Below are 26,539 nucleotides of genomic sequence, written 5' to 3' on the forward strand. Positions count from 1 at the left end.
GGATACCATGGAGGACAAAATCTACAGCGAATACTGCGCCATCCTGGCCGAGGAATTGCAGCCCGCGATGGGCTGCACCGAGCCCATTGCCGTGGCCTACTGCGCCGCGTTGGCCCGCAAGACGCTGGGCTGCCTGCCGGAGGATGTGCAGGTGTACGCCAGCGCCAACATCATCAAGAACGTCAAGAGCGTTGTCGTGCCCAACACCGGCGGCCAGCGCGGGCTGACCGTCGCCGCCGCCGCGGGCATTGTGGCGGGCGACGCCGACGCCAAGTTGCAGGTGCTGGCCGGCATCACGCCGGAGCAGGTGGAAGCGATCGCAGCCTATGAAAAGCGGGGCATCGTCCACGTCCACCCGTCGGACAAAGATTACATCTTTGACATCCAGGTGCGGGTTTCGGGCGGCAGCCACACCGCCTTTGCCGAGATTGCCGGCTTCCACACAAACGTCATCCGGCTGGAACAGGACAGCGCCGTGCTGCTCGACCGCCCCTACACCGAGGAAGGTCCCAAGCACGCCACCGACCGCAGCCTGTTGACAGTGGAGCGCATCGTCGAGTTTGCGGACGCTGTCAAGATCGCCGACGTGCAGCCGGTCTTGCAGCGGCAGATCGATTGCAACACCGCCATTGCCAAAGAGGGCCTGCGGGGGCAGTGGGGCGCCAACATCGGGCGGATCTTGCTGGAATCCTACGGCGACTCCACCCACAACCGGGCCAAGGCCTGGGCCGCCGCCGGGTCGGACGCCCGGATGAACGGCTGCGAACTGCCGGTGGTCATCAACTCGGGCAGCGGCAACCAGGGACTGACCGCCTCGCTGCCGGTCATCATTTACGCCCGGGCGCTGGGCTCGACCCGGGAGGAACTTTACCGGGCGCTGGTGGTTTCAAACCTGGTGACCATTCACCTGAAAACCGGCATCGGCAGCCTGTCCGCCTACTGCGGGGCCACCGCCGCCGGGTGCGGCGCCGGGGCCGGGGTGTGCTACCTGCACGGCGGGAGGTACAAGGAGATCGCCCACACCATCGTCAACGCGGTAGCCATCGACTCGGGCATGATCTGCGACGGCGCCAAGGCCAGTTGCGCGGCCAAGATTGCCTCGGCGGTGGAGGCGGGCCTGCTGGGCTGGAAGATGCAGCAGCACCACAGCCAGTTCTACGGCGGCGACGGCATTGTGGTCAAGGGCGTCGAGAACACCATCCGCAACGTGGGCACCCTGGCCAGCGAAGGCATGCGGGAGACCGACCGCACCATCATCCGCCTGATGACCAGCGGGATGTGCTGAGGGGCTGGCCGCCAAAACCCCGCCACCAACACCAAGTCAAAATATCTATAGAAAACCGGCCTGCCGGGGACATCTCTCGATCTCCCGGCAGGCCGGTTTTTCAAAAGTCAATGTTGGCGTACTTTTCTTTCAGCAGGGTGAGCAGTTCGGGGTATTTGTCGCGGCTGAGCAGGACCTCGCCGTCATAGCCGTCAAACTGGATGGCGTAGGTTTTGCTGCTGCCGTCCGCCCGGATGAAGGAAACCTTGGACAGGTTGACGATAAAGGACTGGTAACACCGGTAAAAGCCGCACCCCTCCAGCATTTGTTCCAACTGGTTCATCGTGTAGCCCAGCGGGTGAATCTCGGCGCCGGACTGGGTGACAATGCGGTTTTTGCGGTTGCTGCGCTCGACAAACAAAATGTCGCTGACCGGCGTGAGCTGATAGCCGATGCGCGTTTTGATGAGCAGGCTGCGGTTGGCGGCTTCCCGCTTGGTCTGCTGCAAGTCGAACACATAGCGCAGGCGGTTGACCTGCGCCTGCAACGCCAGCGGGTCAAAGGGCAGCAGCAGGTAGCCGGCGCACTGGCTGCGAAACGCCTGGAAAGCCCAATCGGCCGTGTCGGCATAGAGCACCACCTGCACATCGGGGTGGGTCTGGGCCAGCAGATAGGCCACCCAGTCCCCGGTGCTGGTGCGGCAGGGTTCGGCGGGCTGGTGGTTGATAAAGATCACATCCACCGGGTGCTGCTGCACAAAGGAGACGGCGGCCTCGGCGGTGTCGGCCTCGCCTTCCAGCGCAAAGTTCTGGTAGAGCTTGAGCAGGTTCCACAAATTGGTGCGCAGCGTCTCGTCGCTGTCCACCAGCAGGGTGCGCATTTTCATCTCTTCACCCCGCTTCTGTTTCACTTTGCCCAAAGGCCATAAATGCATCGGTCAGGGCGTCCACGTCGCCGGTGTAGCCCGTTGTCAGCAGCGCAAACGGCCCGTTGCTGGCCGGGGAGATCAGGTTGCCGCCGTTGAACAGGTCGATGCTGCCCTCAGTTTTCAGGCTTTCATAGGCGGCGTACTCGGCGCTGTCCTTGTCCAGCGCATCCAGGTCCCACCAGTAGAACTCGGCCCCGCTCTCCGAGACGGCCAGCGAGCACAGCCCGTCGCTGGCCAGCGTGAGGCGCTCCCCGCTGATCAGCCCTTTCTCTTCCAAGCAGGCAAGAAGGTCGTCCATCGTTTCGTCCCAGACCGGGGCGTCCGGGTCCTCATTTTGCCCGGCAGGCACGGCGGCGGCCGGCGGCACGAAATCCGGCGTGGCGGCCACATACGCGAGGGTGCCGCCAAAACACAGCACCAGCAGGATCGAGAAGATCACCGTAAACCGTTTCATTTCGCCGCCTCCTCCCCGGGCAGGGCAAAGCCCTGCTTTTTCAGATAGTCCCGATAGGTCGGGCTGGCCGCCAGCAATTCGTCGTGGGTGCCAGTGGCTTCCAGTTCGCCGTGGTTCAGCACAACAATGAGGTCGGCATCCATCACTGTGCGCATATCGTGCGCCACCACAAGGATGGTATGGCCCTTGAGTTCCTCGCGCACTGTGCGGAAGATCGCCGCGTCGCTGCGGTGGTCAAGGCTGGCCCCGGCTTCGTCCATCAGCAGGTAGGTGGGGCGGATGTACAGGGCCCGCGCAATGGCGATGCGCTGCCGCTGCCCGCCGGACAGCAGCGCGCCCGCCGCGCCCACGTCGGTGTCATAGCCGTTTGGCAACTGGCGGATAAAGCCGTCGGCATCGGCCAGGCGGGCCGCCTGCTCGACCCGGCGCTGGTCGGCCGGGCCGGTTTCGCCGTAGGCGATGTTGTCGCGGACCGACCCGGAGAAGAGCGGGTTATTTTGCAGGATATACCCGAACTGCCGCCGCAGTTCGCAGGGCTTCGACTCGTCCACCGGCGTGCTGCCCAGCCAGATACGGCCGCTGTCCGGCGCATAGATGCCCTGGAGGAGTTTGAGCAGGGTGGATTTGCCCGAGCCGTTGTTGCCGATGATGGCCGTCACCTTGCCATGGGGGATCGTGAAGGACAAATCGTGCAGCACCGGCTGCTGGGGAATGTAGCCGAACGAGACGCGCTCCAGCCGGATATCCTGCGCTGTTTGTTTGTCCGGCAGCGGATTGCCTGCCTGGGGGTCCTCCTCCGGGCCGTCCAGCAGCACGCCCACATACTGCAAAGCGCCCTGGGTGCCCTTGAGAGTCTGGTAGTGGGTCAGCACCTCCGCCGTATACTGGTCCACCCGGCCCTTGTAGGTGGAAAAATCGTTGATGCCGGTCTCGGGCATTTTGCCCTGGCGGATCAGATCCGACCCGCACAGCGCGATGACGATTGTGCCGATGGTGTTGTAGAGGGAGTTGGACAGCGTCTGGACCGCCACCATGAAGGCGTAGTAGAGGTCGGCCTTATACCGCGAATCAATGGCTTTCAGTCCCTCGGCCACCTCCAGGTCCTCCATCGCCTGGGCCTTGACGTGTTTGGCCGCCGAGATATGCTCGGAGAAAAAGGTGGTCATCACATTCAGGCTGTCGTACCGCCGGAGCATCATCTGGTATTGCAGATGGCCCACCAGCGCGAACACCAGCACCGCGATGGGCAGCAACAGCAGCATGTACAGCGAGAGCGTGCCGTCAAAGCGGTACATCTCCCAGCAGCAGCGGAAAAAGCTGTACAGGGACACAATGGTGTTGAAGGCCATCTGGACCACCAGGCTGGCCTGGGTGATGTCGTTGACCAGCCCGGAGATCAGGGCCGAGGGCTGGCGGCGCTCCACCTCCCGCATGGGCAGGTGGAGGATCTTGCGCCAGAGCAGTTTGCGCGCCCGCAGCGTGACCAGGGCGCTGCCATACCCGCCGGTCAGGCTGATGAGCATGCTGAGCAGGGCGTTGAATACGTTCATCAGCGCATAGCCGATGATGACCCCGTTGTACAATTCGCCCTTGTTGATGCGGATCAGATAGTTGGAAACGGCCAGAATGACCTCGGTGTTGGCAAACCCCAGGAGCAGCGAGAGCAAAAACAGCCACCACGGGATCGGGAAGCGGGTGAAAAAGGACAGGTACGCCCCAAAGGAGAACTTGGCTTTCTGCTTGTTTTTCATGCGGAGGCCCCTCCTCTCAGGTCCATCATTTCACGGCAGAACGCGCTTTGCCGCATAACTGTCTGGCGATTGCCCGCCGCGGTGACCGTCCCGCGTTCCAGCACCAGGATCCAGTCGGCGTTTTGCAGCGTCTGGGCGTCGTGGGCCACATACACCACCGTCTTGCCGGCCATCAGGGTGCGGATGCTCTTCCAGACGCAGTCCTTGCCGGCTATGTCCATGGCGGCGGTCGCCTCGTCCAGCAGCAGGATGTCCGACTTCTGCAAAAGTGCCCGCGCTACCGAGAAGCGCTGCCGCTGCCCGCCGGACAGGCTGGCCCCGGCTTCCCCGACCGGCGTGTCGTAGCCTTCCGGCTGCTCCCGCACAAAATCCAGAATGCCCACGGCCTCACAGACCCGGTCCAGTTCCTGGTCGTCCGGCGTGCGGTCCAAACCATACAGCAGGTTTTGCCGGATGGTGCCGGAATACATCACGCTCTCCTGCGTCACATAGCCCACGGCCTGGCGGAAACTGTGCAGGGAAATACCGGCAATGTCCCGCCCGTCCACGGCGATGGTCCCCTTTGCCAGCGGGTACAGCCGGTCGATCAGGTTCAGCAGCGTTGTCTTGCCGCTGCCGGAAGGGCCCACGATCGCGGTAATTTTTCCGGCGGGGATCTCCGCGTTGAGACCGGTAAACAGCGCTGTGTTCCCGTAGGAGAAGCACACGTCCCGCAGCGAGATGTTCCCCCGGAGCACTTCCGCAGCACAGCCCTCGTCCAACGGCTCCTCCCGCTCGTCCATGATTTGGGACACGCGGTCCACAGACCCCTGCGCCCCCTTGAAGTTGGACCAGGAACTGCAGTAGTTGCTGAGGATGTTTGTGAGCTGGATTGCAAACCCATAGTAGGCGATCCACTGGGTCAGGTCCAGTGCGCCGGTGCTGTAAAAGGCGCGGCCCGCCAGGATGATCGCCACGCTTTGCAGCGCGCTGGCGATGGCGTTGATCGGCAGCGCCAAGCCGCGCACCCACAGGTCGGTCACCTCGGCCTGGTAGGAGGCTTTCATCCGTGCTTCGCCGGCGACCGCTTCTTTTTCCTCGGTGCCCATCGACTTGATCAGCAGCATATTGTTGGCCCGCTCCGCGATGGCCGCGGTCAGCTGTGCGTTGCGCCGGTTGATCAGGTCCGCCACGCCAAAGCGCATCCGCCCCAGCACAAAGGAGATCAGGATGTTTACGGGCAGCACGATCACCAGCGCCCACATCAGCCGCTGGTCATAGCTGGAAACGCGCCCCAGCATCAGCAGGCTGGAGTACGCCGTGGTGAACACCGGCAAAAGCACCTGCATGATCAGGGTGCTGATGCTGGTTACATCGGTGGTGATGCGGCTGAGCAGCTCCTTGGGGTTGTTGGCCTCATAGAATTGCAGCGGCAGATGCACGACCTTTTTCCACACCATCCGCCGCAGGTTCCGGTCGATCCGCGCCAGGCACAGGTTGCTTGTCAGGCTGGAAATGGAGCCGATCACCAGCGATAGCAGCGTAAAAAACAGGTAGGGCAGCACGACGGCGAAAAGGCCCACCTGGCCGGCGAACAGCGCGGCGCTGTATTCGGTCGTGCTGACGCTCACATTGGCAATGAGGGCCGATACCGCCAGATACCCCACGATCCAGAGATAAGGCAGCCGCGCCTTGCCCAGCATGGCAAAAAAGCGCCGGAAACTGCCGTACCGCTTGCGGAACAATGCATTCTGTTCCATTTGTTCCTCCCTTCCCTTTCCGGCAATGCCCCGGAAAGCAAGCGAGACCCGCCGGTTTTGCGGGCGCGGCGCGCCCGGTGGCCGGGGGCGCCGCAGCCGCGCACAAAACTGGCTGGGTCTCCATTGACTTTACTGTCCTGCCTGCGCCCGGTCAAGCGTTCGGGCGGCAGGGGCCGGCGGCGCCGGGCTTGGCTGTGTGAAGGCTGCCGCTTTCATCCTGCACACATCCTTTCCCAGACGACCGGCTTGGTTATTGGCTGTATTTTACCACATTTTTACACGGAAAAACAGCGGCGGTGTCGATTCTGTCCGATTGCGGGTCTATTCTGCCGCTTTCGACCGCAGAGGGGTTCCAAACACCCTCCAGGGCTCAGTCATACATGTACCGGGCGATCACGTCCTTGACCTGCTGCGGCTGCATCACACCCACATGGCTGTGAACCAGCTTGCCGTCCTTGTAAAACTGGACGGTGGGCACGGCCCGGATACCGTACTGTTCGGCCAGGCCGGGGTTCTCGGTGGTGTTGAGCTTGACGATGTTCAAAAAGGGGATCTCGGCGTCCAGATCCTCGAGAATGCGGGCAAAGAGCTTGCAGGGCACGCAGGTGGTGCCGTAAAAATCGACGATCACAAAACCGTCTTGGACAAGGCTTTCAAAGTTTTCGCTGTTGGCCTGTTGAATCATAGGGGTGCCTCCTGTTGTGTTTCATGGGGATGGGTCATTCCGCGTCGGGCAGCGGGTTTTTGTCCCGGTACAGCCGGTCCGCGTGGGCGCGCCAGACCTCCTCGGCATGGGCGGCGTACTGGTTGAATGTATAGGTTTCTTTGGGCATGGCGGCCCGGGCCTCCTCCGCGGTGGTATGCCAGGTGGCGGCGTAATCCTGCAGGAACGCGGCGTAGCCCGCCTCGGTCACGGCAAAGCCATCGTTTTGGGCGTAATGCCGCCCCAGCAGGCAGCAGCGCAGGCTGTCAAAGCAGGTGTCCTGGGTCATGGCCACCAGCTCGGCGTAGCTTTTGACCGGGATGTTCCCGGCAAACTGCTCGGGGGTCATCTGTTCCAGCACCATGCCGCTCTGCCGGGCGATGGCCCGGCAACGGTCCAGCTCCCGCTCCACCGCCTGCTTCCAGTCCGCTTTGCAGAGCACAAACGCGGACCCGTCCAGTACCGTCCGTTTGATTCGGGCGGCCAGCGTCCAGGCGGCCTGTGCGGCGGCTTTGTCCCGCTGCTGCGCCAGCAGATAGCGCCGGTACCCGGCCACCGTGCGCACCCCCGGCAGCTTGCACGCGGCGACCATCTCGTCGGTCAGCGCAGGCACAACCCGCTTTTGCACGGCCTGCACGGTCAGGGTGACCTCCCCCTCCGGCAGGGTCGCCGTGCGGGACTCGCCGGCCTGCATGCCGATGGCCAGGGCTTCCAGCGTTGGATTGTACATCCCGCTGCCCGCCACAAAGCGGATGCTGTCTTTTTGAAAGCGCGGCAGCGCGGAGCGCAGCGAGCAGCGGACCATATCGCCGGCAGCCACCGCGCCGCCCGGTTTCCAGGTCACATACGGGTTGCGGAGCCGGTCCAGTTCTTTTTGCAAAGCGGCCTGGTCGGGCACAAACGCCGGGATGTCCAGAGCCACTTCATGGTAGTCCTTGGCGGCAACAAGTTTGGATTGCATACGTTTCCTCCTATTTTCCCACCGGCAATGGGATGCGCGCGGCGGTGAACCCCTGACCCTGCACTTCCCGGACGGTGGCGATGGTCAAAAATGCGCCGGGGTCGATGCGGTGGATAGCTGCTTTAACGCCGTAAAGTTTCTTGTTAGGGATGACGCAGAACACCACACTGCCCGCCGTCCGCCGCAGGCCGGTGTCTGCGTGGAGCATTGTCACGCCGGCCTGCGCCTCGCAAAGCAGGGCTTGCCGGATCTCCTCGTAGTGGTCGGAGATCACCAGCAGCTGAAGCTGGGCGGCGCCTGCCACCATGGTCCGGTTCATCACAAAAGTTTCGATGGCCAGGGCCATCACGCTGAACCAGAGGTTGCGCCCGCCAGCCATCCAGAACGCCATGACCATCACGCCGTAGTCGGCGGCCATTTTGACCCCCGCTACCGGCAGCCGGATTGTCCGGTGCAGGATCATGGCCAGCGAGTCGCTGCCGCCGGTGGAAGCGCCGGCCCGAAGTGTAACCCCCACGCCGGCCCCCACAAAGCAGGCCCCGCACACAAGGGCCGCGAAGCGGTCGGTTTCGAGCAGTGAAAAGGCGGGCAAACGCTGCCACAGCCCCAGAAACACTGGATAGGCCAGCGACCCGGCCGCTGTGTTGATGGCAAACTCCCGCCCGATGCAGGCCCATCCGGCCACCAGCAGGCCCAGGTTCAGCACAAAGACGGACACAGCAGTGTCCAGCCCAAACAACGTGTGGAGGATCAGCCCTACGCCAGTGGCGCCGCCCACCGCCAGCCCGGCAGGCAGGTAGACCGCCGCCACCCCGTAGGCCAGCAGCGCATTGCCGGCCAGCACGCCCGCCAGCCGCCCCAGGTAGCCCAGCCAGCCGGGTTTCATCGCGGTTCCCCCTGCGGCTGTGCCAGGAAAGCCAGCGCGCTGTGCACCGCCACATTGCCCTCGCCCACTGCCTTGGCGTACTGGTAGGGGCGGCCGGTGCAGTCCCCGGCGGCAAAGCAGCCGGGCAGGTTGGTGCGCTGGGCCCGGTCCACCTGGATATGGCCGTTTTCCATGGCAAGGCCGGATAGGAGCGCCTGCGGGGCCACCGTTTCCCGCAGGCAGAACACACCCTCCACCGGGAGGGTCGCATCCGCCCAGCGCACCCCGGTCACCCGGTCGTCCCCCTCGATGGTCTGGGGCCGGCCTTTGTGGCAGCCCGGTGTATCGGCCAGGCCGCCCGCGTAGGTGCAGAACAGTTCCACATGGCCCGCCACGCTTTGCAAAAAGCGGACGTCCTCCTCCAGGCTCTGGCTTTCGCACACCACCGCGATGTTCCGCCCGCGGTACAGCTCGCCGTCGCAGGTGGCGCAGCAGCTGACCCCCTTGCCCAGCAGCCGGTTTTCGCCGGGGATCTGCCCGCGTGCCGCCACGCCGGTGGCCAGGATCAGGCAGCGCCCTTCATAGAAATCCGGCCCGGCGCAGACAGCATAGTGCCCGCCCATCTCGTAGACCGCCGCCACCCGTGCTTGCTGGATTGGGATGCCAAGATCATCCACCTGCCGCAGAAAAGCGTCCCGCAGCTCCCGGCCGGTCACCCGGGGCAGGCCGGGGTAATTCAGGATACGCTCTGCCTTTTCGACCTTGTCACTGAGCCGCCGGCTGCCAAACCAGAGGAACGAAAGCCCCCTGGCCCTGGCGGTCAACGCGGCAGATACCCCGGCCGGGCCGGTGCCCACGATCAGCAAATCCCACATGAACGGCGCCTCCTGTCCATCTTTTATTACGCAGTATACAGGGCCCACCGCCGCCGCTCAAGGGGGATTGTCTATCTCGTCCGAAATCCGGCTTATTTTGCCGGGGCGAGGCTCAGGGGCCGCCGGCGTTTGCACTTTTTCATTTGGCCCTCCGATTTGCCCTTCGGCGCCGGATCTGTAAGGCGCATATTTTGTCAAGTCTCCCACCTTTCCTCATAAGTGCCCTACCCACCAGGCATTGGCCGACATTTTGGACGTGCGAGCCGATTGGGAAGAGTTGCCAGATTGCTATGGTTATCCGATGGGTATGGGCATATCTTGTCACGGAAAGAAAAAAGCCCCCTTGACAAATCGCTTGCCATTTAGCGCTGTAATTACACAGGGGATTCCTTCTTCCCGTTCAGGGCAGGCTGTGGCGGACTGCCACCATTTCCATTCCCTTGAAAAAGTTGGGGCTGGCCCCGGCATGGCCCTCAGCGCATGGAATTGTCAGCAGTCATAGTGGGGAGGAACAGGCCTCGGTAGATTGTCAGAGTCCTTCCAAAAAGAACTTCCTGATATTGACCTGACGCGCGGAAGGATTCGTTCCATTGGCTTCACACTCCCGGGACAAAAGACGACAATTCGTTTGTTTTTTGCTTTGCGGAGCTTGGCTGTACAAAAAACAGTCGGCTATAGTCCAGTTGGACGTAGTAGTCTGGTCGGAGAACTGTGACGGACAGGTAAATACGATGATACAGCGCCGGAAATTGTGCAGTGTGCACAACTTCCGGCGCTGGTTTTGATGGTTATAAAAGGATGTTGGGACGTACAAACGATACACGGAACCGGCTGGGAAGAAGGAGTGGTCAGATGGTGGTCAAACCGTCCTGTCTTGCCAGAAACTGCGGTTACAGTTCGTTGATGCTCCCGGCCACCGGCAGGCGGCAGACCCGCCGGGCGGGGGCAAAGGGGGCCGCCAGCGAGGTAAAGACCAGCAGCGCCACGATGCCGCCGATGGTGGAAAGGGGCAGCTGCCAGGCCACACCCCAGTAGCGGGTGATCATCTGGTTGTAGAGGAAGGCGTGCAGCGGCAGTCCCAGGCCGCAGCCCGCCGCGAAGCCCAGCACCGTGTAGGTGGCGGCCTCGGCGAAGATCATGGCCTTGAGCTGGGCGGCGGCCATCCCCACCGCCCGCATGGCGCCGCACTGCCGGGTGCGGGCGGCCACGCTCAACGAGATGCTGTTCACCGTATGAATCATGGTAATCAAGGTGATGATGGCCAGGAACCCGTAGACAAAGAGGCAGAACATCCAGTAGGTGTTGCGGGTGTCCCGGTTAAGGTCCATCCGGTCGTAGAAATCCCAGTCCCCCGCCAGGGCCTGGAGTTCGGTCACTGTCTCCCGGGTGGCGTCGGCGGTCAGCTGGACGTCCAACACCGCGTAGCCGCTTTGCCCGGTGAGCTGGGTAAAGAGCGCCTCGGAGCAGATGACGGTGGGATGGTCGTCGGCGGAGAAAGGACTGTCCTCCAGCACGCCCAGCACCGGCAGGGCGGTATCGCCGATCTGAATCGTGTCCCCCACCCCCAGGGAGTTGCTCTTGTCGAACACCGTGAGCACCCCTTCGCCGTTCCGGACGGCGTCCAGGTCGCCCGCGGTCAGGCTGCCTTCCGCCCAATGGAACTGCTGCTCCTCGTAGGAGATGAGGTCGATGGGGCCGGTCTGGTCCTGATACTCTGCCTCGACACTCTGGTACATTCTGCCGAAGGCCCGTTTCACGCCGGGCTGCGCCGCCACCTGGCAGGCAAAGTCTTTAGGGATTTCGCAGGCGTTGGAGGGGCTGCTGTAAAAGACATCGGGGGCCCAGGGCTGCAGCGGATTGAGGGCCAGCTGCACCCACTGGACCATCACCGAGAAGGCGAGGATCAACAGGATGCTCAGGGCGAAGGAACCGGTCATGAGCAGCAGGTTTTTGCGGGATTCCACCGCGTGGTGGATGCCTAAGGCAACTTCCACACGGCGGCCCGTCCGGCGCATGGGGCGCGCGGCACGGCTGCCCCTGGCGTCGTTGCCGCTGACCGCCGCCACCGGGCTGACCCCTGCGGCCCGCCGGGCCGGTGCCAGGGAGGAGAGCAGCACGGTGAGCACCCCCACCACCACGCCGCAGACGATGCCCACCGGGCTGACGGCGAAGAGGGGGATTTTGACAAACTCCGACCCGGCACCAAACCGCAGCAGGGCACAGAGTCCCCAGGTGAGCAGGATGCCGAAAGCCACCCCCAGGGGCACGGCGGTCCTGCACCAGTAGAGGGCCTCCCACCGGACCAGGTGCATGATCTGGGCCTTGCTGGCGCCGATACAGCGCAGCATCCCGTAAAATTGGGTGCGCTGGGCGGTCTGGCTGTTCAGGCTGCCCGCGATCATAAAGACCCCCGCCGCCAGCACCAGCACGAAGAGGACGGCGGCCACCAGGTACATTCCCATCACATAGGAATCGCTGCTGAAGCCGGAAAGTCCCAGCAGGGCGGTGTTCTCCGAGAGGGTCTCGTCGGTAAGGCCGTACTGCTGCCGCCACCGGTCCAGCACCTTGCGGGCGTTGGCGCCGTCCTGCAGACGCACAAACCAGACCGGGGCCATCGTGTAGCCTTCGGCGTCGGCCAGGCTTGCAAAGGCGTCCCAGTCAAGGACCGCCCCCACCACGCTGGCGTCGCTGCTGATCGTCACATCGGCGCCGAAGCCGGAAATGGTATAGACGAACTCCCCCGCCGGGGTGTGGAGGGTGACCTGGTCCCCCACCTCTACCGAGAGCAGCGTCTTGGCCCGCCGGGAGAGAAGGATTTCGTCGGGGGACTGCGGGAAGTGCCCCTCGGCCAGATCGTCGTAGATCTCGGTCAGGATGGCCTCGTCGCCGCCCACCACCACGCAGGGCTTGCCGCCCATGGTGTAGTCCTCCGACAGGGCGAAGTTCAGCCCGTCGTACCGGGACGCGGCTTTCACCTCCGGTTCCGCCGTGATCGCGTCGGCGGTTTCCTCCGGCAGGGACTTCAGCATGGCGTGCCAGTGGCCATGCTCCTCAATGACACGGGCAGTCTCCATCCGGATGGCCATATCCGCCATGCTGAAGATGGCCGTGACCAGCAGCACCGCCATGAGGATGCAGAGCACCGTCATCCGGTTCTGGCGGCGGCGCACCTTGGCGGAAAGAGGAATCAGGCCCAGATAGCTCTTCATGCCCGGCACCTCCCGAAATCGGTGACCACCCCGTCGGACACCTGCAGAATCCGGTCGGCGGTCTGGGCGATGGTCCGGCTGTGGGTGATCATGACGATGGTCTGCTCGTAGGTGCGGGATGCCTTTTTCAGCAGGGCGATGACCTCCCCGCTGTTGCGGGTGTCCAGGTTGCCGGTGGGTTCATCGGCCAGGATCAGGGCAGGCCGGGTGATCAGCGCCCGGCCGATGGCCGCCCGCTGCTGCTGCCCGCCCGAAAGCTGACCCGGCAGATGGTGCCGCCGCTCGGTCAGCCCCAGCACCTCCAGCAGCTCTTCCAGGTAGGCACGGTCGGGGGTCTGATAGTCCAGCAGCACGGGGAACAGGATGTTCTGTTCCACCGTCAGCTCGGGAATCAGGTTGAAACTCTGGAACACAAACCCGATGTTCCGCCGCCGGAACACCGTCAGGCTGCGGTCCTTCATGGCGAAGATATCCTTGCCGTCGATGAGGACTTTGCCCTCGGTGGGGGTATCCAGCCCGCCGATGAGGTTGAGCAGGGTGCTCTTGCCCGAGCCGGACTCGCCCACCACCGCCACGAACTCTCCCTTGGGCACCGTGAAGGTGGCCCCCCGCAGGGCGTGGACGGCGGCCTCGCCCTGACCGTAGGTCTTGGAAAGATTCTTTACTTCCAGTAATTGCATTGTGTCAGACACCTCTTTCTTGGAAACTGGGGATAGTCTACCACCCCCAGCCTACAGGCACCCAACGTTTTCCCTACAATTTTGCAGGAATCCAGAACCGCAGGGTAAAGACCGTTCCCCGGCCCGGTTCACTCTCGGCCTGGATGGTGCCGTCGTGGGCCTCCACAATGGCCTTGGCCAGCGGCAGACCCAGCCCTACCCCCTGATTGTCCCGGGAAAACCGGCTGCGGTAAAACCGCTTGAAGATGTGGGGCAGATCCTCCGGGTGGATGCCGCTGCCGGTGTCCGCCACCGTGATCTGCACCGTGGAGGCAAAGGATTTCCATTCAATTTTTACAGTGTCCCCGGCTTCGGTGTGATCCAGGGCGTTTTTCACGAGATTGCCCACCGCTTCCAGCATCCAGACCCGGTCACAGACCAGTGTCACGTCATCCGCCCCCGCCAGTTCCAGCGTCTTGCCCTCCTGCCTGGCCCGCCAGGAAAACTGCCGCCGCACCGCTTCCATCAGCCCGGCTACCGGCTCCTCCGCCTTTTCCAGCGGGGTGGTACCGGCGTCCAGTCTGGCAATTTTCAGAAGGTTCTGCACGAGGTTGTCCATCCGGTCCAGCTCCTGCTCGGACCGGTCGGCAAAGTCCCGGATGGCGGGCAGATTTTCCGCTTCCTGCTGCAGCAGTCCGTTATAGATGTTCAGCGCGGCCAGGGGCGTTTTCAGCTGGTGGGAGATGTTGGAGAGGGTGTCCTTCAAAAATACCCGGGCGGCGTTCTCCTGCCGGGCGTGGGCGTTGAGGATGGCCGCCAGAGAGTTCACCTCCTGGAAGAGGCGGTAGAGCTCCCCCTCCTCCTCGCAAGGCAGGCGGGCGTCGGTGTTTCCCGCGAGATACGCCTGCACCTGGGTCACTGCCTCCTCGAGAATCCGCTCCTGGTTCCGGAAATAGAGATAAAGCCCGCCCAGCAGCACAAGCACCAGGCAGGCCCCTGCCAGTATCACCAGGGCTGCCGCGTGGGTCCGCCCCCAGACCGCCGCAGCCGCAGCGGCCAACGTAAACAGCACAACCGCCCCGGCCGTGGCCCCGAACAGCCGCCGGGTGTGCCGGTTGGCCAGCATCCGCATGGCGTAATTCACGGCGTCACACTCCATTTGTAGCCCATCCCCCGCACCGTCAGAATCTTCTGCGGATGGGCGGGGTCCTCCTCGATTTTGGTCCGCAGCCGCCGGATGTAAACCGTCAGGGTGCTGCTGTCGATGTACCGCTCCTCGCAGTCCCACAACCGCCCCAGAATCTGGTCGGCGGAAAGCACCTGCCCCGGATTTTCCATGAGAAAACAGAGCAGCTTGTACTCGGTGGCCGTCAGGTCCACGGGGCTGCCGTTTCGGGTCACCGTCTGCTGCAAAAGGTCCACCGCGACCCCGCCCGAAACCAGCTGGCGGCCAGCTTGGGGGAACTGGGCGCTGCGCCGCAGCAGGGCGTTCACCCGGGAAAAGAACACCGCCAGCTTGAAGGGCTTGGTGATGTAGTCGTCCCCACCCAAGTCCAGCCCCATGATGACCTCGGTCTCCTCGTCGGCCGCCGTGAGGAAGATCAGCGGCACCTGGGAGGTCTGCCGGATTTTGCGGCAGAGGTCGTACCCCGACCCGTCAGGCAGGGATACGTCGAGGATCACCAGGTCAAAGGCGTCCGCCCGCCAGAGGGATTCCGCCTCCGCCCTGGTCGCGGCCGCCGTCACGGCGTAGCCCTGCTTTTCCAGCGCAAAGGTCAGTCCGCTGCGCAGACTGGCATCATCCTCCACAAAGAAAATCCGTTTCATGGCTGCCTCCCTCAGTTGGAATGGTTTTGCTTTATTATACTGTCCGCGGCGGGACAATACAAGAAAAGGCGCCGGAAGCGTGGACAGCACAATTCCGGCGCTGATTTTTGTGAGTGCAAACAGAGGCTGGGGGCTGTCCATGCTGCTCCAAGGGGCTGTGCTTTCCCTGGGTATGCTGTATAATGAAAGCAGAAATCGCAGGAGGTGACAGCCATGCAGGAAAAGCTCTACGAAACGCCCTGCGGCAAGATTCATTACTGGGTGAATCGTGACTGCGGCCCCGAAGCCATCACCCTGGTTTTTCTGCCGGGGCTGACCGCTGACCATCGGCTGTTTGACAAACAGATTGCCTGTTTCGAAGGGAAATACAATCTGCTGGTATGGGACGCTCCCGGCCATGCCGCTTCCTGGCCCTTCCGGCTTACCTTTTCACTGATGGACAAGGCAAGATGGCTGGACGAGATTCTCTGCCGGGAAGCTCTGTGCCAGCCGGTGATCGTGGGGCAATCCATGGGCGGCTATGTAGGACAAGCCTATGCGGAATTGTTCCCTCAGAAATTGAAGGGCTTTGTGGCCATTGATTCGGCCCCTCTGCAGCGAAAGTATGTGACGGGCATCGAACTGTGGCTGCTGAAACGGATGGAGCCGGTCTATCGCCATTATCCGTGGAAGTCCTTACTGAAAACCGGGTCGAAAGGGGTGGCCACCTCCGCCTATGGACAGGCCCTGATGCACGCCATGATGATGACCTACAACGGCGACCAGGAACGGTACGCCCGGCTGTCAGGCCATGGGATGCGGATGCTGGCCGAAGCCATGGAAGCGGACTTGCCCTACAAAATTCCCTGCCCAGCGCTGCTGATCTGCGGGGAAAAAGATCATGCCGGTTCCTGCATCCGGTACAACAAGGCCTGGCACAAAAACACCGGCATTCCGCTGGTGTGGATTCCCGGAGCCGGACACAATGCCAACACCGATGCACCGGAGGAAGTGAATGGGCTGATCGGGAAGTTTGTGGAGGGGTTATGACGGGAGGCCCCCCGTGCCACTGTTTTTCCTTCGGCAAAGCGGCAAACGGCAGCACCTTGACGGGCTATTCCGGGCTTGTTAGACTATACTTATATAATTCCGCCGGGCCGTTGGCCGGGGGACGGGATGGCGCCGAAGACATAGACAGGCGCTGCACCGGCACGGGGATGGCAGGCCTTTCCCGCGCAGAATCCAAACAAGGAGTACGGTATGCTGGACAACGAACTGAAGAATAAAATCAACAGCCTGTGGGAGACATTCTGGACCGGGGGCATCACCAATCCGCTGGACGTGGTGGAGCAGATGACCTATCTGATGTTCATTCATGATCTGGACGCGGCGGATAACCAGCGCGCCAAGGAGAGCGCCATGCTGGGGGTGCCCCACAAGAGCATTTTTGCGGACAAGGTCACCATCGGGGAGCGGAGCATTCCGGGCGAGCAGCTGAAATGGTCGGTGTTCCGGGACTTTCCGGCCCAGCAGATGTACACGGTGATGCAGGAATGGGTGTTCCCCTTCATCAAGGGGCTGCACGGCGACAAGGACAGCGCCTACGCCCAATACATGGGGGATGCGATTTTCAAGATTCCCACGCCGTTGATGCTGGACAAGGTGGTCACGGCGATGGATGAGATTTATGAGCAGTCCCGCCAGGCCAGCAGCACCGATGTGCGGGGTGACATTTACGAATATCTGCTTTCCAAGCTGTCCACCGCGGGGGTGAACGGCCAGTTCCGCACGCCGCGGCATATCATCCGTATGATGGTGGAGATGATGGACCCCCAGCCCGACGAGGTCATCTGCGACCCGGCCTGCGGCACGGGCGGCTTTCTGGTGGAGGCCGGGCACTACCTGAAAGAGGAATACAAACAGGAGATCTTCTTTGACCGGCAGAAAAAAGACCATTACATGAACCGGATGTTCCACGGCTACGATATGGACCGCACGATGCTGCGCATCGGCGCCATGAACATGATGACCCACGGCATCGACAACCCGTCCATCGAGTACCGGGACAGCCTTTCGGACCAGAACACCGACCGGGAGGCCTATTCCCTGATTCTGGCCAATCCGCCCTTCAAAGGCAGCCTGGACGCCGACATTGTTTCGACGGACCTGCTCAAACTGTGCAAGACCAAAAAGACCGAGCTTTTGTTTCTGGCGCTGTTTTTGCGGATGCTGAAAGTGGGCGGCCGGTGCGCCTGCATCGTGCCGGACGGGGTGTTGTTCGGCTCTTCCACGGCGCACAAGGCGATCCGCAAGGAGATTGTGGAGAACCACCGTCTGGAGGCGGTGATCTCGATGCCCAGCGGGGTGTTCAAGCCCTACGCGGGGGTGTCCACGGCGGTGCTGGTGTTTACCAAGACCGGCCACGGCGGCACCGACGAGGTGTGGTTCTATGATATGAAGGCGGACGGTTTTTCGCTGGACGACAAGCGCACCGAAATCAAGGAGAACGACATCCCCGACATCATCGCACGGTTCCACAACCGGGCGGCGGAAAAGGACCGCGCCCGCACCGAGCAGTCCTTTATGGTACCCAAGGCGGAGATCGCCGAAAACGAGTATGACCTTTCCATCAACAAGTACAAGCAGGTGGAGTATAAACCGGTGGAGTATCCGCCCACGAGCGAGATTCTCGACGATCTGAAGGCGCTGGAGCAGCAGATCACCCAGGGACTGACCGAACTGGAGGGGATGCTGTGATGGCGAAGTTGGGGGACTATGTTAATATCCGAACCGGAAAACTCGATGCTAATGCAGCATCTGAAAACGGCTGCTATCCTTTTTTTACCTGTGCAGTTTCAACGCTCAAAATAGATACTTACAGTTACGATTGTGAGTGTGTACTTGTTGCAGGAAATGGAGACCTAAATGTAAAATATTATTGTGGGAAATTTGATGCGTATCAAAGAACCTATATCATTGAAAGCAAAGATAAAAGCGTTCTTTCTGTGCGTTACTTGTATTACTTCTTGGACCAATATGTCGAAACACTACGAAAAGAATCTATTGGTGGAGTAATCAAATATATCAAACTGGGAAATTTGACCGAAGCATCCATCCCGATTCCTCCATTAGAAGAACAGCGTCACATTGTATCTGTTTTGGACAAGGTCACCGACCTGATTGCACAACGCCGCGCCCAGCTGGACAAGCTGGACCTGCTGGTCAAATCCCGCTTTGTGGAGATGTTCGGGGACCCGGTTTCCAATCCCAAAGGCTGGCCAGAAGAAAATCTTCAAAAGAATGTTCAACTACTAAATGGTAGAGCTTATAAACAAGAAGAATTACTTGATAGCGGGAAATATCCTGTGCTTCGTGTCGGGAATTTCTTTTCTAATCGAAACTGGTATTATTCCAACTTGGAATTGGAGCCCGACAAGTATTGTGACAATGGTGATTTATTATACGCATGGTCCGCATCTTTTGGGCCGCAAATATGGAAAGGTGGTAAAGTGATTTACCATTACCATATTTGGAAAGTGGTTATTAAAGACGCATACAATAAACAATTCCTTTGCAAATTGTTAGAATATGTAACAGCTTCACTGATGTCGGAAACACATGGAATTGCGATGATGCATTTAACAAAGAGCGGTATGGAACAAACGCATTTTATTGTTCCTCCACTGGAGCTTCAAGAGCAATTTTCACTTTTTGTTGAAAATGTTGAGTGTATTAAGTCAAATATTCGACGCAGCCTCGATAAGATTGTTCCATTAAAAAGTTCTTTACTGTTTCAATATTTCAAGGAAGCATAAAAGGAGATATAATGATGAGTGATGTAAATGGACTCGTTGTTACAGATGTATTAGGTTTAGCCCAACCTTTGCAAAAGCTGATAAAAACTGTAGCCATTGGTGTCGGCAAAGTTTATGAACCAACACACATTCGGCGTATGGCGAAAGCAAAAGCCGACGAAATTCAAATTATTAGCAAATCTATCAATAAAAATATCGCACTCCCCATTCATTACGAAGACGGTGCTATCTGTATTGCAGCAGAAGATGCGAACGAGTTAGCGCGTCGCGCTCAGAATCGTGCATTGTATCAGGAAATGAAGAAACAGCAAAACATTGAAAGCGTTATCGCTAAAGCCTATGACCAATTGGAAAACACAGAAGAAGTTAGCGAAGACCCTGTAGACCCTGATTGGATTAACGAATTTTTCGATAATGTTGCCAATGTTAGTAACGAAGAAATGCAAGTTTTTTGGGGCAAGCTGCTGGCGGGTGAAGTTTCAAAGCCAAAAAGTTTTTCATTACGCACGCTTGCTACGCTAAAGAATTTAACCAATTACGAAGCCCAAATTTTCACAAAGGTAGCGCCATATATTTTAGGGAATATAGCAGATCTGAACGAAGGTTATATAAATTATTTTCTATTGTCTGATCCTAATTTACTAGAGCATAATGGTATTTCTTTCGGCCAGATCCTCCGCTTAAGTGAAGCCGGCCTAGTTACTGTTACTGGAAATACGATGATCGGTTTTGATATTGAACCAAAACACCATACTGTGATTATAAATCGCAACAAATGTATTCACATAAAAAATAGTAGCGATCAAAGAGTAGCTTTAAAATATCCTGTTTATCCGCTAACAGAAGCGGGAACCGAACTTTTCCCCATTGCTTGTAACACTAAGGACTTGGGCAACGACGATTATATACTTGATTGTTTAGATTACCTCCGGCACAAGGGCTTCGGAGCTTTTTATAATGACTCTTGGCCGCAAGAGATTTCCGCAAGTATTGAATGATACTTTAATTATATTTGTATTTTCAAGGCACTTCAAAATTATCTGAAGATATATACCGAGGTACCCACCATGACCAACTTCGATTTTCTCCTTTCGGAGCCACAGTTTGCCTCCTTTGCCGGGGCGGCGGTGGCGGCGGAAAAAATCTATGCCATTGACCCGGCGGCCTGCGCGGTGAACTGTCGCCGGGCGATGGAGTTTGCGGTCAAATGGATGTACTCGGTGGATTCGGGGCTGGTCAAACCCTATGACGATCGGCTGGTCAGCCTGCTGAACGCCGAGGAATTCCGCGATATTGTGGACAAGGACCTGTGGCGGCGGCTGAACTACATACGCCAGACCGGCAACTCCGCCAACCACGCCGACCGCAAGCCCGTCACCCCCGAGGAGGCCGCCCTCTGCCTGGAAAACCTGTGGTACTTTATGGACTTTGTGGCCTGCTGTTACGGCACCCACTACACCCCCGGCCGCTTTGACCCTTCCCTGCTCAACCAGCAACCCGCCGGGCCGGTGCCCGCGGCGCCGGAGGTGGACCTGGATGCCCTCATGGCGGAAAACCAGGCCCTGCGCAAGGAACTGTCCGAACGGCGCGCCGCCCAGCAGCCCGGCTATATTCCCAAGCCGCTGGATCTGTCGGAGTACAAGACCCGCAAGCTCTACATCGACGCCATGCTGCGGGATGCCGGCTGGGTGGAGGGCAAAAACTGGCTCAACGAAGTGCCGGTTCCCGGTATGCCCAACCGCGCCGGGGAGGGCTTTGCCGACTACGTCCTCTACGACGACGCCCACCGCCCCCTGGCCGTCATTGAGGCGAAGAAAACCTGTGTGGACCCCGCCAAGGGCCGCCAGCAGGCCAAACTCTACGCCGACCTTCTGGAAAAACAATGCGGTCGCCGCCCGGTGGTCTTTCTCTCCAACGGGTTTGATACCCGCCTGGACGACGGCTTCTACCCCGAGCGCCGGGTGGCCGCCTTCTATTCCCGCCGGGACCTGGAAAAGCTCTTCAATCTGCGTACGATGCGCACACCGCTGGATAACATCCAGGTGGACCGCAACATCGCCGGGCGCTGGTACCAGGAGGGCGCCATCAAGGCCACCTGCCAGGCCTTTGCCGGCAACCGCCGCAAGGCTCTGCTCGTCATGGCCACCGGTTCCGGCAAGACCCGCACCGTCATCGCCCTCTGCGATGTGCTGCTGCGCCGCGGCTGGGTGAAAAACATCCTCTTCCTGGCCGACCGCAATTCTCTGGTCACCCAGGCCAAACGTAGCTTTGTGAACTTGCTGCCCGATCTGTCGGTCACCAACCTCTGCGAGGAAAAGGACAACGCCGCCGCCCACTGCGTATTTTCCACCTACCAGACCATGATGAACTGCATCGACACCGTCCACGACGAGGAGGGCAAACTCTTCACGGTGGGCCACTTCGATCTGGTCATCTGCGACGAAGCCCACCGCTCCATCTACAACAAATACCGGGACATCTTCAACTACTTCGACGCCCCGCTGGTGGGTCTCACCGCCACCCCCAAGGACGAAATCGACAAAAACACCTACGAAGTCTTTGAGCTGCAAAACGGCGTGCCCACCTACGGCTACGAACTGGCCCAGGCCGTCAAGGACGGGTTCCTCGTGGACTACCGCACGGTGGAAAGCAAACTCAAATTCCTCGAACAGGGCATCGTCTACGACGAACTCTCCCCCGAGGAAAAGGCCGAGTACGAGGCCACCTTCACCGACGAGAACGGCGAACTGCCCGAACGCATCCAGTCCTCCGCCCTCAACGAATGGCTCTTCAACGAGGATACCATCCGCAAGGCCCTCGACCTGCTGATGACCCACGGCCTCAAAATCGACTACGGCGAAAAACTGGGCAAGACCATCATCTTCGCCAAGAATCACCGTCACGCCGACATCATCTTCAAAGTGTTCAACAAGCAGTATCCCCACCTGCCGGGCTATGCCAAGGTCATCGACAACTATATGACCTACGCCCAGAGCGCCATCGACGAATTTTCCGACGCCGGGAAACTGCCCCAGATCGCCATCTCGGTGGATATGCTGGACACCGGCATCGATGTGCCCGAAGTTCTCAACCTGGTATTCTTTAAAAAGGTCATGAGCAAGGCCAAATTCTGGCAGATGATCGGCCGCGGCACCCGCCTGTGTCCGGGGCTGATCGACGGCAAGGACAAGGAAAAATTCTACATCTTCGATCTGTGCGGCAACTTTGAGTTTTTCCGCCTGAAAAAAGAAAAGGCCGCCGCCAGCCAGATGGCCCTGCAGAGCGCCATCTTCTATTTAAAGGCACAGATCATCTTCAAACTGCAGGATATCGCCTACCAGACCGAGGAACTCATCCCCTTCCGCGAGAGACTGGTTTCGGAAATGCTCGCCAAAGTGCAGGAGCTGGACCGGGAAAACTTTGCCGTTCGCCAGCATCTGCGGTATGTGGAAAAGTTCAGCGATCCCGAGGGGTATCTGGCCCTCAGCTATGAGGATACCCTTACCCTTCGCGAGGAAGTGGCACCCCTGCTGCTCCCCGACGCCGACGAAGCCAGCGCCGTGCGGTTCGATGCGTTACTGTACGGCATCGAGCTGGCCTATCTGGTGGGCAAAACCTATCCCCGCGCCCGCAAGGATCTGATGAAAAAAGTGGCGGCGGTGGCCGGGGTGGCCAACATCCCGGAAATCCGCGCCCAGTCGGAACTCATCGACAAAATCCTGCACACCGACTATCTGGAAAACGCGGGCATCAACGAGTTTGAGCATATCCGCCAAGCCCTGCGCGACCTGATGAAATATCTGCCCCGCAAGGTTTCCATCTACAACACCAACTTCACCGACGACATCCTCTCGGTGGAGTGGAAGGAATCCGAGCTGGAAAACGACGACCTGAAAAACTACAAGGCCAAGGCGGAATTCTATCTGCGCCAGCACCAGGACAACGTGGCGGTGGCCAAGCTGCGCTCTAACATCCCACTGACCGAGCAGGATGTGGCGGAGCTGGAAAAAATCCTCTGGTCCGATGTGGGCACCCGCCAGGACTACGAGGCAGAATGTGGCCAGAAACCCCTGGGCGAGTTCGTGCGGGAGATCGTGGGCATGGATATGAACGCCGCCAAGAACGCCTTTGCGGAATACCTGGCCGGGGTGAACCTGGACAGCCGCCAGATCTATTTCGTCAACCAGATCGTGGAGTACATCGTCAAGAACGGCGTGATGAAGGACCTCTCGGTATTGCAGGAGCCGCCCTTCACCGACCAGGGCAGCGTGGTGGAGGTTTTCACCGACCTGTCCCTCTGGGCGAAAGTCAAGCACGCCATCGACAGCATCAACGCCAACGCGGCGGCGTAAGGATAACAGGAAAAGAAGCCCGATGCGGTTGCATCGGGCTTCTTTTCAGTTCATCTGCAGTTTTGCTTTCAGGTCTTGTTCAAAGGCCAGGATTTCCTGCAGCCGTTCATCCAGGGCCTTGAACAACAGGGTACGGTCTATCGGCTCGCAGACCGATACAGGCTTCGTCTTGAAAGGCATCCGCCATTGCCAATCTTCCCGTTTATGGTGGGAAGGATAGAACTGGTCAATGCGCTCACATTGGGAAAGAAGTTCCGGGGACATATTGCGGGAACTGAGCGAAAGCTGAATCGTCACTTCTTTTCCGTCGCGGTTCACGATCTCATAGAAGTAATGGTTGGGGGTTCCCCAGCCGCTGGGAGCGTTCTCCAGATCGGGCAGAATCTGGCTCATTGTTTTGGTGGTGAATCTCGTATACAGAGAGATGGAGCGGTCGAGATGCAGCTGGACCTCTTCATGGGTCAGACACCATTCTCTCAGCAGGCCGGCCACATTCATGCGATGAATGCTAACCGTCAGCATATCTTCGAGGTAGGGCAGCAAGGCGCTGCAGATTCGTTCACTCCATTGGGCATGGAACTTGGCCATGACGGGCCAATCCTTTTCCTGGCTGATGCTGACCCCCGGCAGCGTATATCCGATGGAGGACGCCTTGCTGTCGTCAGAGCGATCCCATTCCAACGCACAGCCCAACTGCTGTTCAATCTCTGCTTTGTGTTCCAGCAGCCGGTCAAAGGCTTCCTTGTTTTTGGCAGCGTCGCTATCGCCAAGCCAGAACAAAACCTTGGCGCTGTCGTAGTTGGCAATACAGCTAATGTGGAAGCCGCGGATTCCAAAATACCCGGAAATGGCATTGGCCGTTGCCGGCCTCACATTGCTGAAAATGCCCCAACGCAGGTTCTGCTGCTGGATGGTCGGCAACGCCTGGGTCCAGTACGCCAGGCGGGTCTGCAAGCGGGTGCTCTGAGTGGCCTTATCGCTCTCAGCGTCCCGCAGGAAAAAGACCAGATTGCCGGCATCTGCCTGGTAAAGGGGGAACAACCGGCGCAAAATACTGAGCTTGGCGGCGGTGCTGGTGTTCTTTTCCAGATACAGGTGTTCGTCTATCTGCAGGGCACTGCGCAATTCTTCCGGTTTGGCAGAAACATAGTGGGAAAGCTCCGCCGTGCTGCCGCTGTCCGCCAGACCGTACAGAACTGACCTGTCCTCTCGGTGGAGGAATCGGACCATGTTTTCAAACATCTCGGTCCAGCTGGTGGCAGGCTGCTCCGCACCGAGATAGCTGTACTTCTGGATATCCCGCCCTGTCAGATCTACGTCCTCGTCATCCAACGTGCAGGATTCCATCGGCCGCTGCACCGGCTGGAAGGAAGTTGTGGGATAGGCCCAGATCTCGCTGGCACGTTTCACCATCTCGTCACTGCGTTTCTGCAGTTCCGCCACGCCCCAGCAGGTTTCATTGGCCAACCGCTGGTTCATCCGCAGACCGCTGTCCCGATATCCGCCGGGGATGGCATCCCGCTTTTCTGCAAAGGTGTTGTTGCTCAGGTTCGGGTTATAGCCGCTCAAGGTCAGGTTGGCCAACCGATGCTTCCACTCCGCATGGATCTTTTCGTAATTCGGTCCCAGGTCCCGGATCCATTCCGGCGTCAGATGCTGCGGCATGATGTGCTCGATGGTGTAGGTGTTGTTGTCCAGACTTCGGAAAACATCCTTCACCTCGACGGTGCCATAGTTTTCAAAGCGTTCAAACAGATAGGCCTTGTATTTGCCGCGCATCAGGTAGACCTGTTTGCTGGAAAGCGCAGCGCTGAATTCTTCATCGTCGGGGAAACGGCCGCTGTCCCGCTTGGAAAGAAGGGCGTAGGCCATCTTGTCCAGATATTGGTTAGCGGTACCGTCATAGCGGAGGATTTCCCGGTTCAGATTCAGGAAAATCTTGTTCAGTGCGTTGGTGGGAACCTCGCAGATGTTGCGGCGGAACAGATAGTTTTCCGTCATGAGGAAAACGCGGAGCACCTCGTCGGTGGTCAGCTTTCCGTCCTGGTTCAGGCGCAGTACTTCCATGAGGAAAGGCCGTGTGACCGCGATCTCCAGCCGCTTCATCCGATAGAGGCAATCATCCAGCTTTTGATTGTTCAGCCCGCTTTTGCAGGTGAGCAGCCTCTCATACAGGCGGGCATAGTCCAGCATATCTTTGAGGAAGGATTCTACGTCCTGCCCGGTTTCCGCTGCATACCCTTTGAATGCGCGGTATACGGTGTTGATCGTTGGGGTGACCTGCTGTTTGATGCTCAGATAATCCCGTACAAAGGCGCTGACTTCGTGGGACGTACAGCTTTCGATCTTTGTCCAGTAGGTCTCATACAGGTAATCCTGCATTCTGGGCGATTGTCCCATCAGGATATAGTTGCGGATCTTGTCCCCTTCGGAGAGCGCCAGCCCGGTGGAGTTCAGGCTTTCAAAGATCAGCTGGGCATTGTCGCCGGATTCCAGCGTGATGCTGATGACCTGCAAACGGCCAATCGCATCAAAAAGCTCATCCACCGAGATTTCTTGACGTAGTAGTATGTCCCGGAAGAATTCGTAATTGTGTGTCAGATTGGAAGTCGGAACAAAATCTTCCTCTGCACCGAACAATTTCCGGAAAGCTTCCCGGTCTCCTTTGACAGGCTTCAAACGGATTCGATCTTCCTCGGGCGCCCAGGGAGAGATCAGAAATCGCTGTTCGATCTCCTGACTCAGGTTCTGCCGGGAAGAGGTGAGAACCCCTTTGGCCACCAGATTGCGCATGGCCAACAGCAGGAGCGTCACTGTTGTAAGACGTTGCTGGCCGTCGATCACATGGTATTCGATCTTGCCTCCATTGCCCTCTACTGCGGAAACGATGCTGCCGAAAAAGTGGGAGGGACGGTTTTCCCGCAGCATCCGTTTGAGATCTTCATAGAGCTGCCGGCAGTTGTCGATTTTCCAATCGTATTTACGCTGGTAGACCGGAATGATAAAGTACTTCTGCGCCCCTTCCAAAAAGGGAAGCAGATATGTCTCGGAACCTTTCATGCCAAACATCCTTCCAGATTCTTAACTCATTATTGATACTATAACATATAGGAAGAATCTGTTCTAGAGGAACGTAAGGCTCTATCAGGCATTCCTGT

At 59.3% G+C, this 26,539-nt stretch carries 19 protein-coding genes; 6 read left to right on the plus strand and 13 right to left on the minus strand.

The features are described 5' to 3' along the window. Positions 1–7: 7 nt before the first annotated feature. Positions 8–1,285 (plus strand): L-serine ammonia-lyase, iron-sulfur-dependent, subunit alpha, encoded by a 1,278-nt coding sequence (locus tag ABGT73_RS12605; RefSeq protein ID WP_346670016.1) that lies wholly within the window; start codon positions 8–10, stop codon positions 1,283–1,285. A gap of 100 nt (positions 1,286–1,385) precedes the next feature. Here ABGT73_RS12605 and ABGT73_RS12610 read toward each other — a convergent pair whose 3' ends face one another. The 12 genes from ABGT73_RS12610 to ABGT73_RS12665 all read right to left on the minus strand — a co-directional run bounded on the left by ABGT73_RS12610 (position 1,386) and on the right by ABGT73_RS12665 (position 15,235). Next, positions 1,386–2,150, minus strand: a complete 765-nt coding sequence (locus ABGT73_RS12610) for a LytTR family DNA-binding domain-containing protein (protein ID WP_346670017.1) — start codon at positions 2,148–2,150, stop codon at positions 1,386–1,388. Positions 2,151–2,154: 4 nt separating this feature from the next. Next, the gene (locus ABGT73_RS12615; protein WP_346670018.1) at positions 2,155–2,646 is read right to left on the minus strand and encodes a hypothetical protein; all 492 of its coding nucleotides are present in this window, start codon (positions 2,644–2,646) and stop codon (positions 2,155–2,157) included. Further along, the gene (locus ABGT73_RS12620) at positions 2,643–4,397 is read right to left on the minus strand and encodes an ABC transporter ATP-binding protein (protein ID WP_346670019.1); all 1,755 of its coding nucleotides are present in this window, start codon (positions 4,395–4,397) and stop codon (positions 2,643–2,645) included. Before ABGT73_RS12620 ends, ABGT73_RS12615 begins: the two co-directional genes overlap by 4 nt. Then, the gene (locus tag ABGT73_RS12625) at positions 4,394–6,136 is read right to left on the minus strand and encodes an ABC transporter ATP-binding protein (RefSeq protein ID WP_346670020.1); all 1,743 of its coding nucleotides are present in this window, start codon (positions 6,134–6,136) and stop codon (positions 4,394–4,396) included. Before ABGT73_RS12625 ends, ABGT73_RS12620 begins: the two co-directional genes overlap by 4 nt. A gap of 370 nt (positions 6,137–6,506) precedes the next feature. Further along, positions 6,507–6,821 carry a co-chaperone YbbN gene (locus ABGT73_RS12630; protein WP_087296243.1) on the minus strand — a complete coding sequence of 105 codons (315 nt, stop codon included), beginning with the start codon at positions 6,819–6,821 and terminating at the stop codon, positions 6,507–6,509. Positions 6,822–6,855: 34 nt separating this feature from the next. Then, positions 6,856–7,800, minus strand: a complete 945-nt coding sequence (locus ABGT73_RS12635; RefSeq protein ID WP_346670021.1) for a hypothetical protein — start codon at positions 7,798–7,800, stop codon at positions 6,856–6,858. Between the two features lie 10 nt (positions 7,801–7,810). Further along, positions 7,811–8,686 carry a YitT family protein gene (locus tag ABGT73_RS12640; RefSeq protein ID WP_346670022.1) on the minus strand — a complete coding sequence of 292 codons (876 nt, stop codon included), beginning with the start codon at positions 8,684–8,686 and terminating at the stop codon, positions 7,811–7,813. After that, the gene (locus ABGT73_RS12645) at positions 8,683–9,540 is read right to left on the minus strand and encodes an NAD(P)/FAD-dependent oxidoreductase (protein ID WP_346670023.1); all 858 of its coding nucleotides are present in this window, start codon (positions 9,538–9,540) and stop codon (positions 8,683–8,685) included. Before ABGT73_RS12645 ends, ABGT73_RS12640 begins: the two co-directional genes overlap by 4 nt. 890 nt (positions 9,541–10,430) lie before the next feature. Next, a complete protein-coding gene (locus ABGT73_RS12650; RefSeq protein WP_346670024.1) occupies positions 10,431–12,749 on the minus strand; it encodes an FtsX-like permease family protein in 2,319 nt (772 codons plus the stop codon). Next, entirely contained in the window at positions 12,746–13,429 is a 684-nt protein-coding gene (locus ABGT73_RS12655) for an ABC transporter ATP-binding protein (protein WP_346670025.1), read from the minus strand. Before ABGT73_RS12655 ends, ABGT73_RS12650 begins: the two co-directional genes overlap by 4 nt. Before the next feature lie 73 nt (positions 13,430–13,502). After that, positions 13,503–14,540, minus strand: a complete 1,038-nt coding sequence (locus ABGT73_RS12660) for a HAMP domain-containing sensor histidine kinase (RefSeq protein ID WP_346670338.1) — start codon at positions 14,538–14,540, stop codon at positions 13,503–13,505. Positions 14,541–14,548: 8 nt separating this feature from the next. Then, the gene (locus ABGT73_RS12665) at positions 14,549–15,235 is read right to left on the minus strand and encodes a response regulator transcription factor (protein WP_346670026.1); all 687 of its coding nucleotides are present in this window, start codon (positions 15,233–15,235) and stop codon (positions 14,549–14,551) included. Positions 15,236–15,448: 213 nt separating this feature from the next. On the opposite strand from ABGT73_RS12665, the gene ABGT73_RS12670 reads away from it, so the two are divergent. From ABGT73_RS12670 to ABGT73_RS12690, 5 genes are all read left to right on the plus strand, one after another. Then, positions 15,449–16,264, plus strand: coding sequence for an alpha/beta hydrolase (locus ABGT73_RS12670; RefSeq protein ID WP_346670027.1), 816 nt, complete (start codon positions 15,449–15,451; stop codon positions 16,262–16,264). A 210-nt stretch (positions 16,265–16,474) separates the two neighbouring features. Beyond that, positions 16,475–17,971, plus strand: a complete 1,497-nt coding sequence (locus ABGT73_RS12675) for a class I SAM-dependent DNA methyltransferase (protein WP_346670028.1) — start codon at positions 16,475–16,477, stop codon at positions 17,969–17,971. Continuing rightward, positions 17,971–19,029, plus strand: coding sequence for a restriction endonuclease subunit S (locus ABGT73_RS12680; RefSeq protein WP_346670339.1), 1,059 nt, complete (start codon positions 17,971–17,973; stop codon positions 19,027–19,029). The genes ABGT73_RS12675 and ABGT73_RS12680 overlap by 1 nt, the downstream gene beginning before the upstream one ends. 14 nt (positions 19,030–19,043) lie before the next feature. After that, positions 19,044–20,027, plus strand: a complete 984-nt coding sequence (locus ABGT73_RS12685; RefSeq protein ID WP_346670029.1) for a DUF2806 domain-containing protein — start codon at positions 19,044–19,046, stop codon at positions 20,025–20,027. Positions 20,028–20,096: 69 nt separating this feature from the next. After that, positions 20,097–23,381, plus strand: a complete 3,285-nt coding sequence (locus tag ABGT73_RS12690) for a DEAD/DEAH box helicase family protein (RefSeq protein WP_346670030.1) — start codon at positions 20,097–20,099, stop codon at positions 23,379–23,381. Between the two features lie 45 nt (positions 23,382–23,426). Here ABGT73_RS12690 and ABGT73_RS12695 read toward each other — a convergent pair whose 3' ends face one another. Further along, positions 23,427–26,441, minus strand: coding sequence for a DUF4268 domain-containing protein (locus ABGT73_RS12695; protein WP_346670031.1), 3,015 nt, complete (start codon positions 26,439–26,441; stop codon positions 23,427–23,429). Between the last annotated feature and the right edge of the window lie 98 nt (positions 26,442–26,539).

It is taken from the genome of uncultured Subdoligranulum sp. (assembly GCF_963931595.1).
Taxonomy (GTDB): domain Bacteria; phylum Bacillota; class Clostridia; order Oscillospirales; family Ruminococcaceae; genus Gemmiger.

Excerpts from the sequence above, each read along its gene's own strand:
- ABGT73_RS12605 (WP_346670016.1), top strand. The coding sequence starts at position 8 with ATGGAGGACAAAATCTACAGCGAATACTGCGCCATCCTGGCCGAGGAA.
- ABGT73_RS12610 (WP_346670017.1), bottom strand. The coding sequence starts at position 2,150 with ATGAAAATGCGCACCCTGCTGGTGGACAGCGACGAGACGCTGCGCACC.
- ABGT73_RS12615 (WP_346670018.1), bottom strand. The coding sequence starts at position 2,646 with ATGAAACGGTTTACGGTGATCTTCTCGATCCTGCTGGTGCTGTGTTTT.
- ABGT73_RS12620 (WP_346670019.1), bottom strand. The coding sequence starts at position 4,397 with ATGAAAAACAAGCAGAAAGCCAAGTTCTCCTTTGGGGCGTACCTGTCC.
- ABGT73_RS12625 (WP_346670020.1), bottom strand. The coding sequence starts at position 6,136 with ATGGAACAGAATGCATTGTTCCGCAAGCGGTACGGCAGTTTCCGGCGC.
- ABGT73_RS12630 (WP_087296243.1), bottom strand. The coding sequence starts at position 6,821 with ATGATTCAACAGGCCAACAGCGAAAACTTTGAAAGCCTTGTCCAAGAC.
- ABGT73_RS12635 (WP_346670021.1), bottom strand. The coding sequence starts at position 7,800 with ATGCAATCCAAACTTGTTGCCGCCAAGGACTACCATGAAGTGGCTCTG.
- ABGT73_RS12640 (WP_346670022.1), bottom strand. The coding sequence starts at position 8,686 with ATGAAACCCGGCTGGCTGGGCTACCTGGGGCGGCTGGCGGGCGTGCTG.
- ABGT73_RS12645 (WP_346670023.1), bottom strand. The coding sequence starts at position 9,540 with ATGTGGGATTTGCTGATCGTGGGCACCGGCCCGGCCGGGGTATCTGCC.
- ABGT73_RS12650 (WP_346670024.1), bottom strand. The coding sequence starts at position 12,749 with ATGAAGAGCTATCTGGGCCTGATTCCTCTTTCCGCCAAGGTGCGCCGC.
- ABGT73_RS12655 (WP_346670025.1), bottom strand. The coding sequence starts at position 13,429 with ATGCAATTACTGGAAGTAAAGAATCTTTCCAAGACCTACGGTCAGGGC.
- ABGT73_RS12660 (WP_346670338.1), bottom strand. The coding sequence starts at position 14,540 with ATGCGGATGCTGGCCAACCGGCACACCCGGCGGCTGTTCGGGGCCACG.
- ABGT73_RS12665 (WP_346670026.1), bottom strand. The coding sequence starts at position 15,235 with ATGAAACGGATTTTCTTTGTGGAGGATGATGCCAGTCTGCGCAGCGGA.
- ABGT73_RS12670 (WP_346670027.1), top strand. The coding sequence starts at position 15,449 with ATGCAGGAAAAGCTCTACGAAACGCCCTGCGGCAAGATTCATTACTGG.
- ABGT73_RS12675 (WP_346670028.1), top strand. The coding sequence starts at position 16,475 with ATGCTGGACAACGAACTGAAGAATAAAATCAACAGCCTGTGGGAGACA.
- ABGT73_RS12680 (WP_346670339.1), top strand. The coding sequence starts at position 17,971 with ATGGCGAAGTTGGGGGACTATGTTAATATCCGAACCGGAAAACTCGAT.
- ABGT73_RS12685 (WP_346670029.1), top strand. The coding sequence starts at position 19,044 with ATGAGTGATGTAAATGGACTCGTTGTTACAGATGTATTAGGTTTAGCC.
- ABGT73_RS12690 (WP_346670030.1), top strand. The coding sequence starts at position 20,097 with ATGACCAACTTCGATTTTCTCCTTTCGGAGCCACAGTTTGCCTCCTTT.
- ABGT73_RS12695 (WP_346670031.1), bottom strand. The coding sequence starts at position 26,441 with ATGAAAGGTTCCGAGACATATCTGCTTCCCTTTTTGGAAGGGGCGCAG.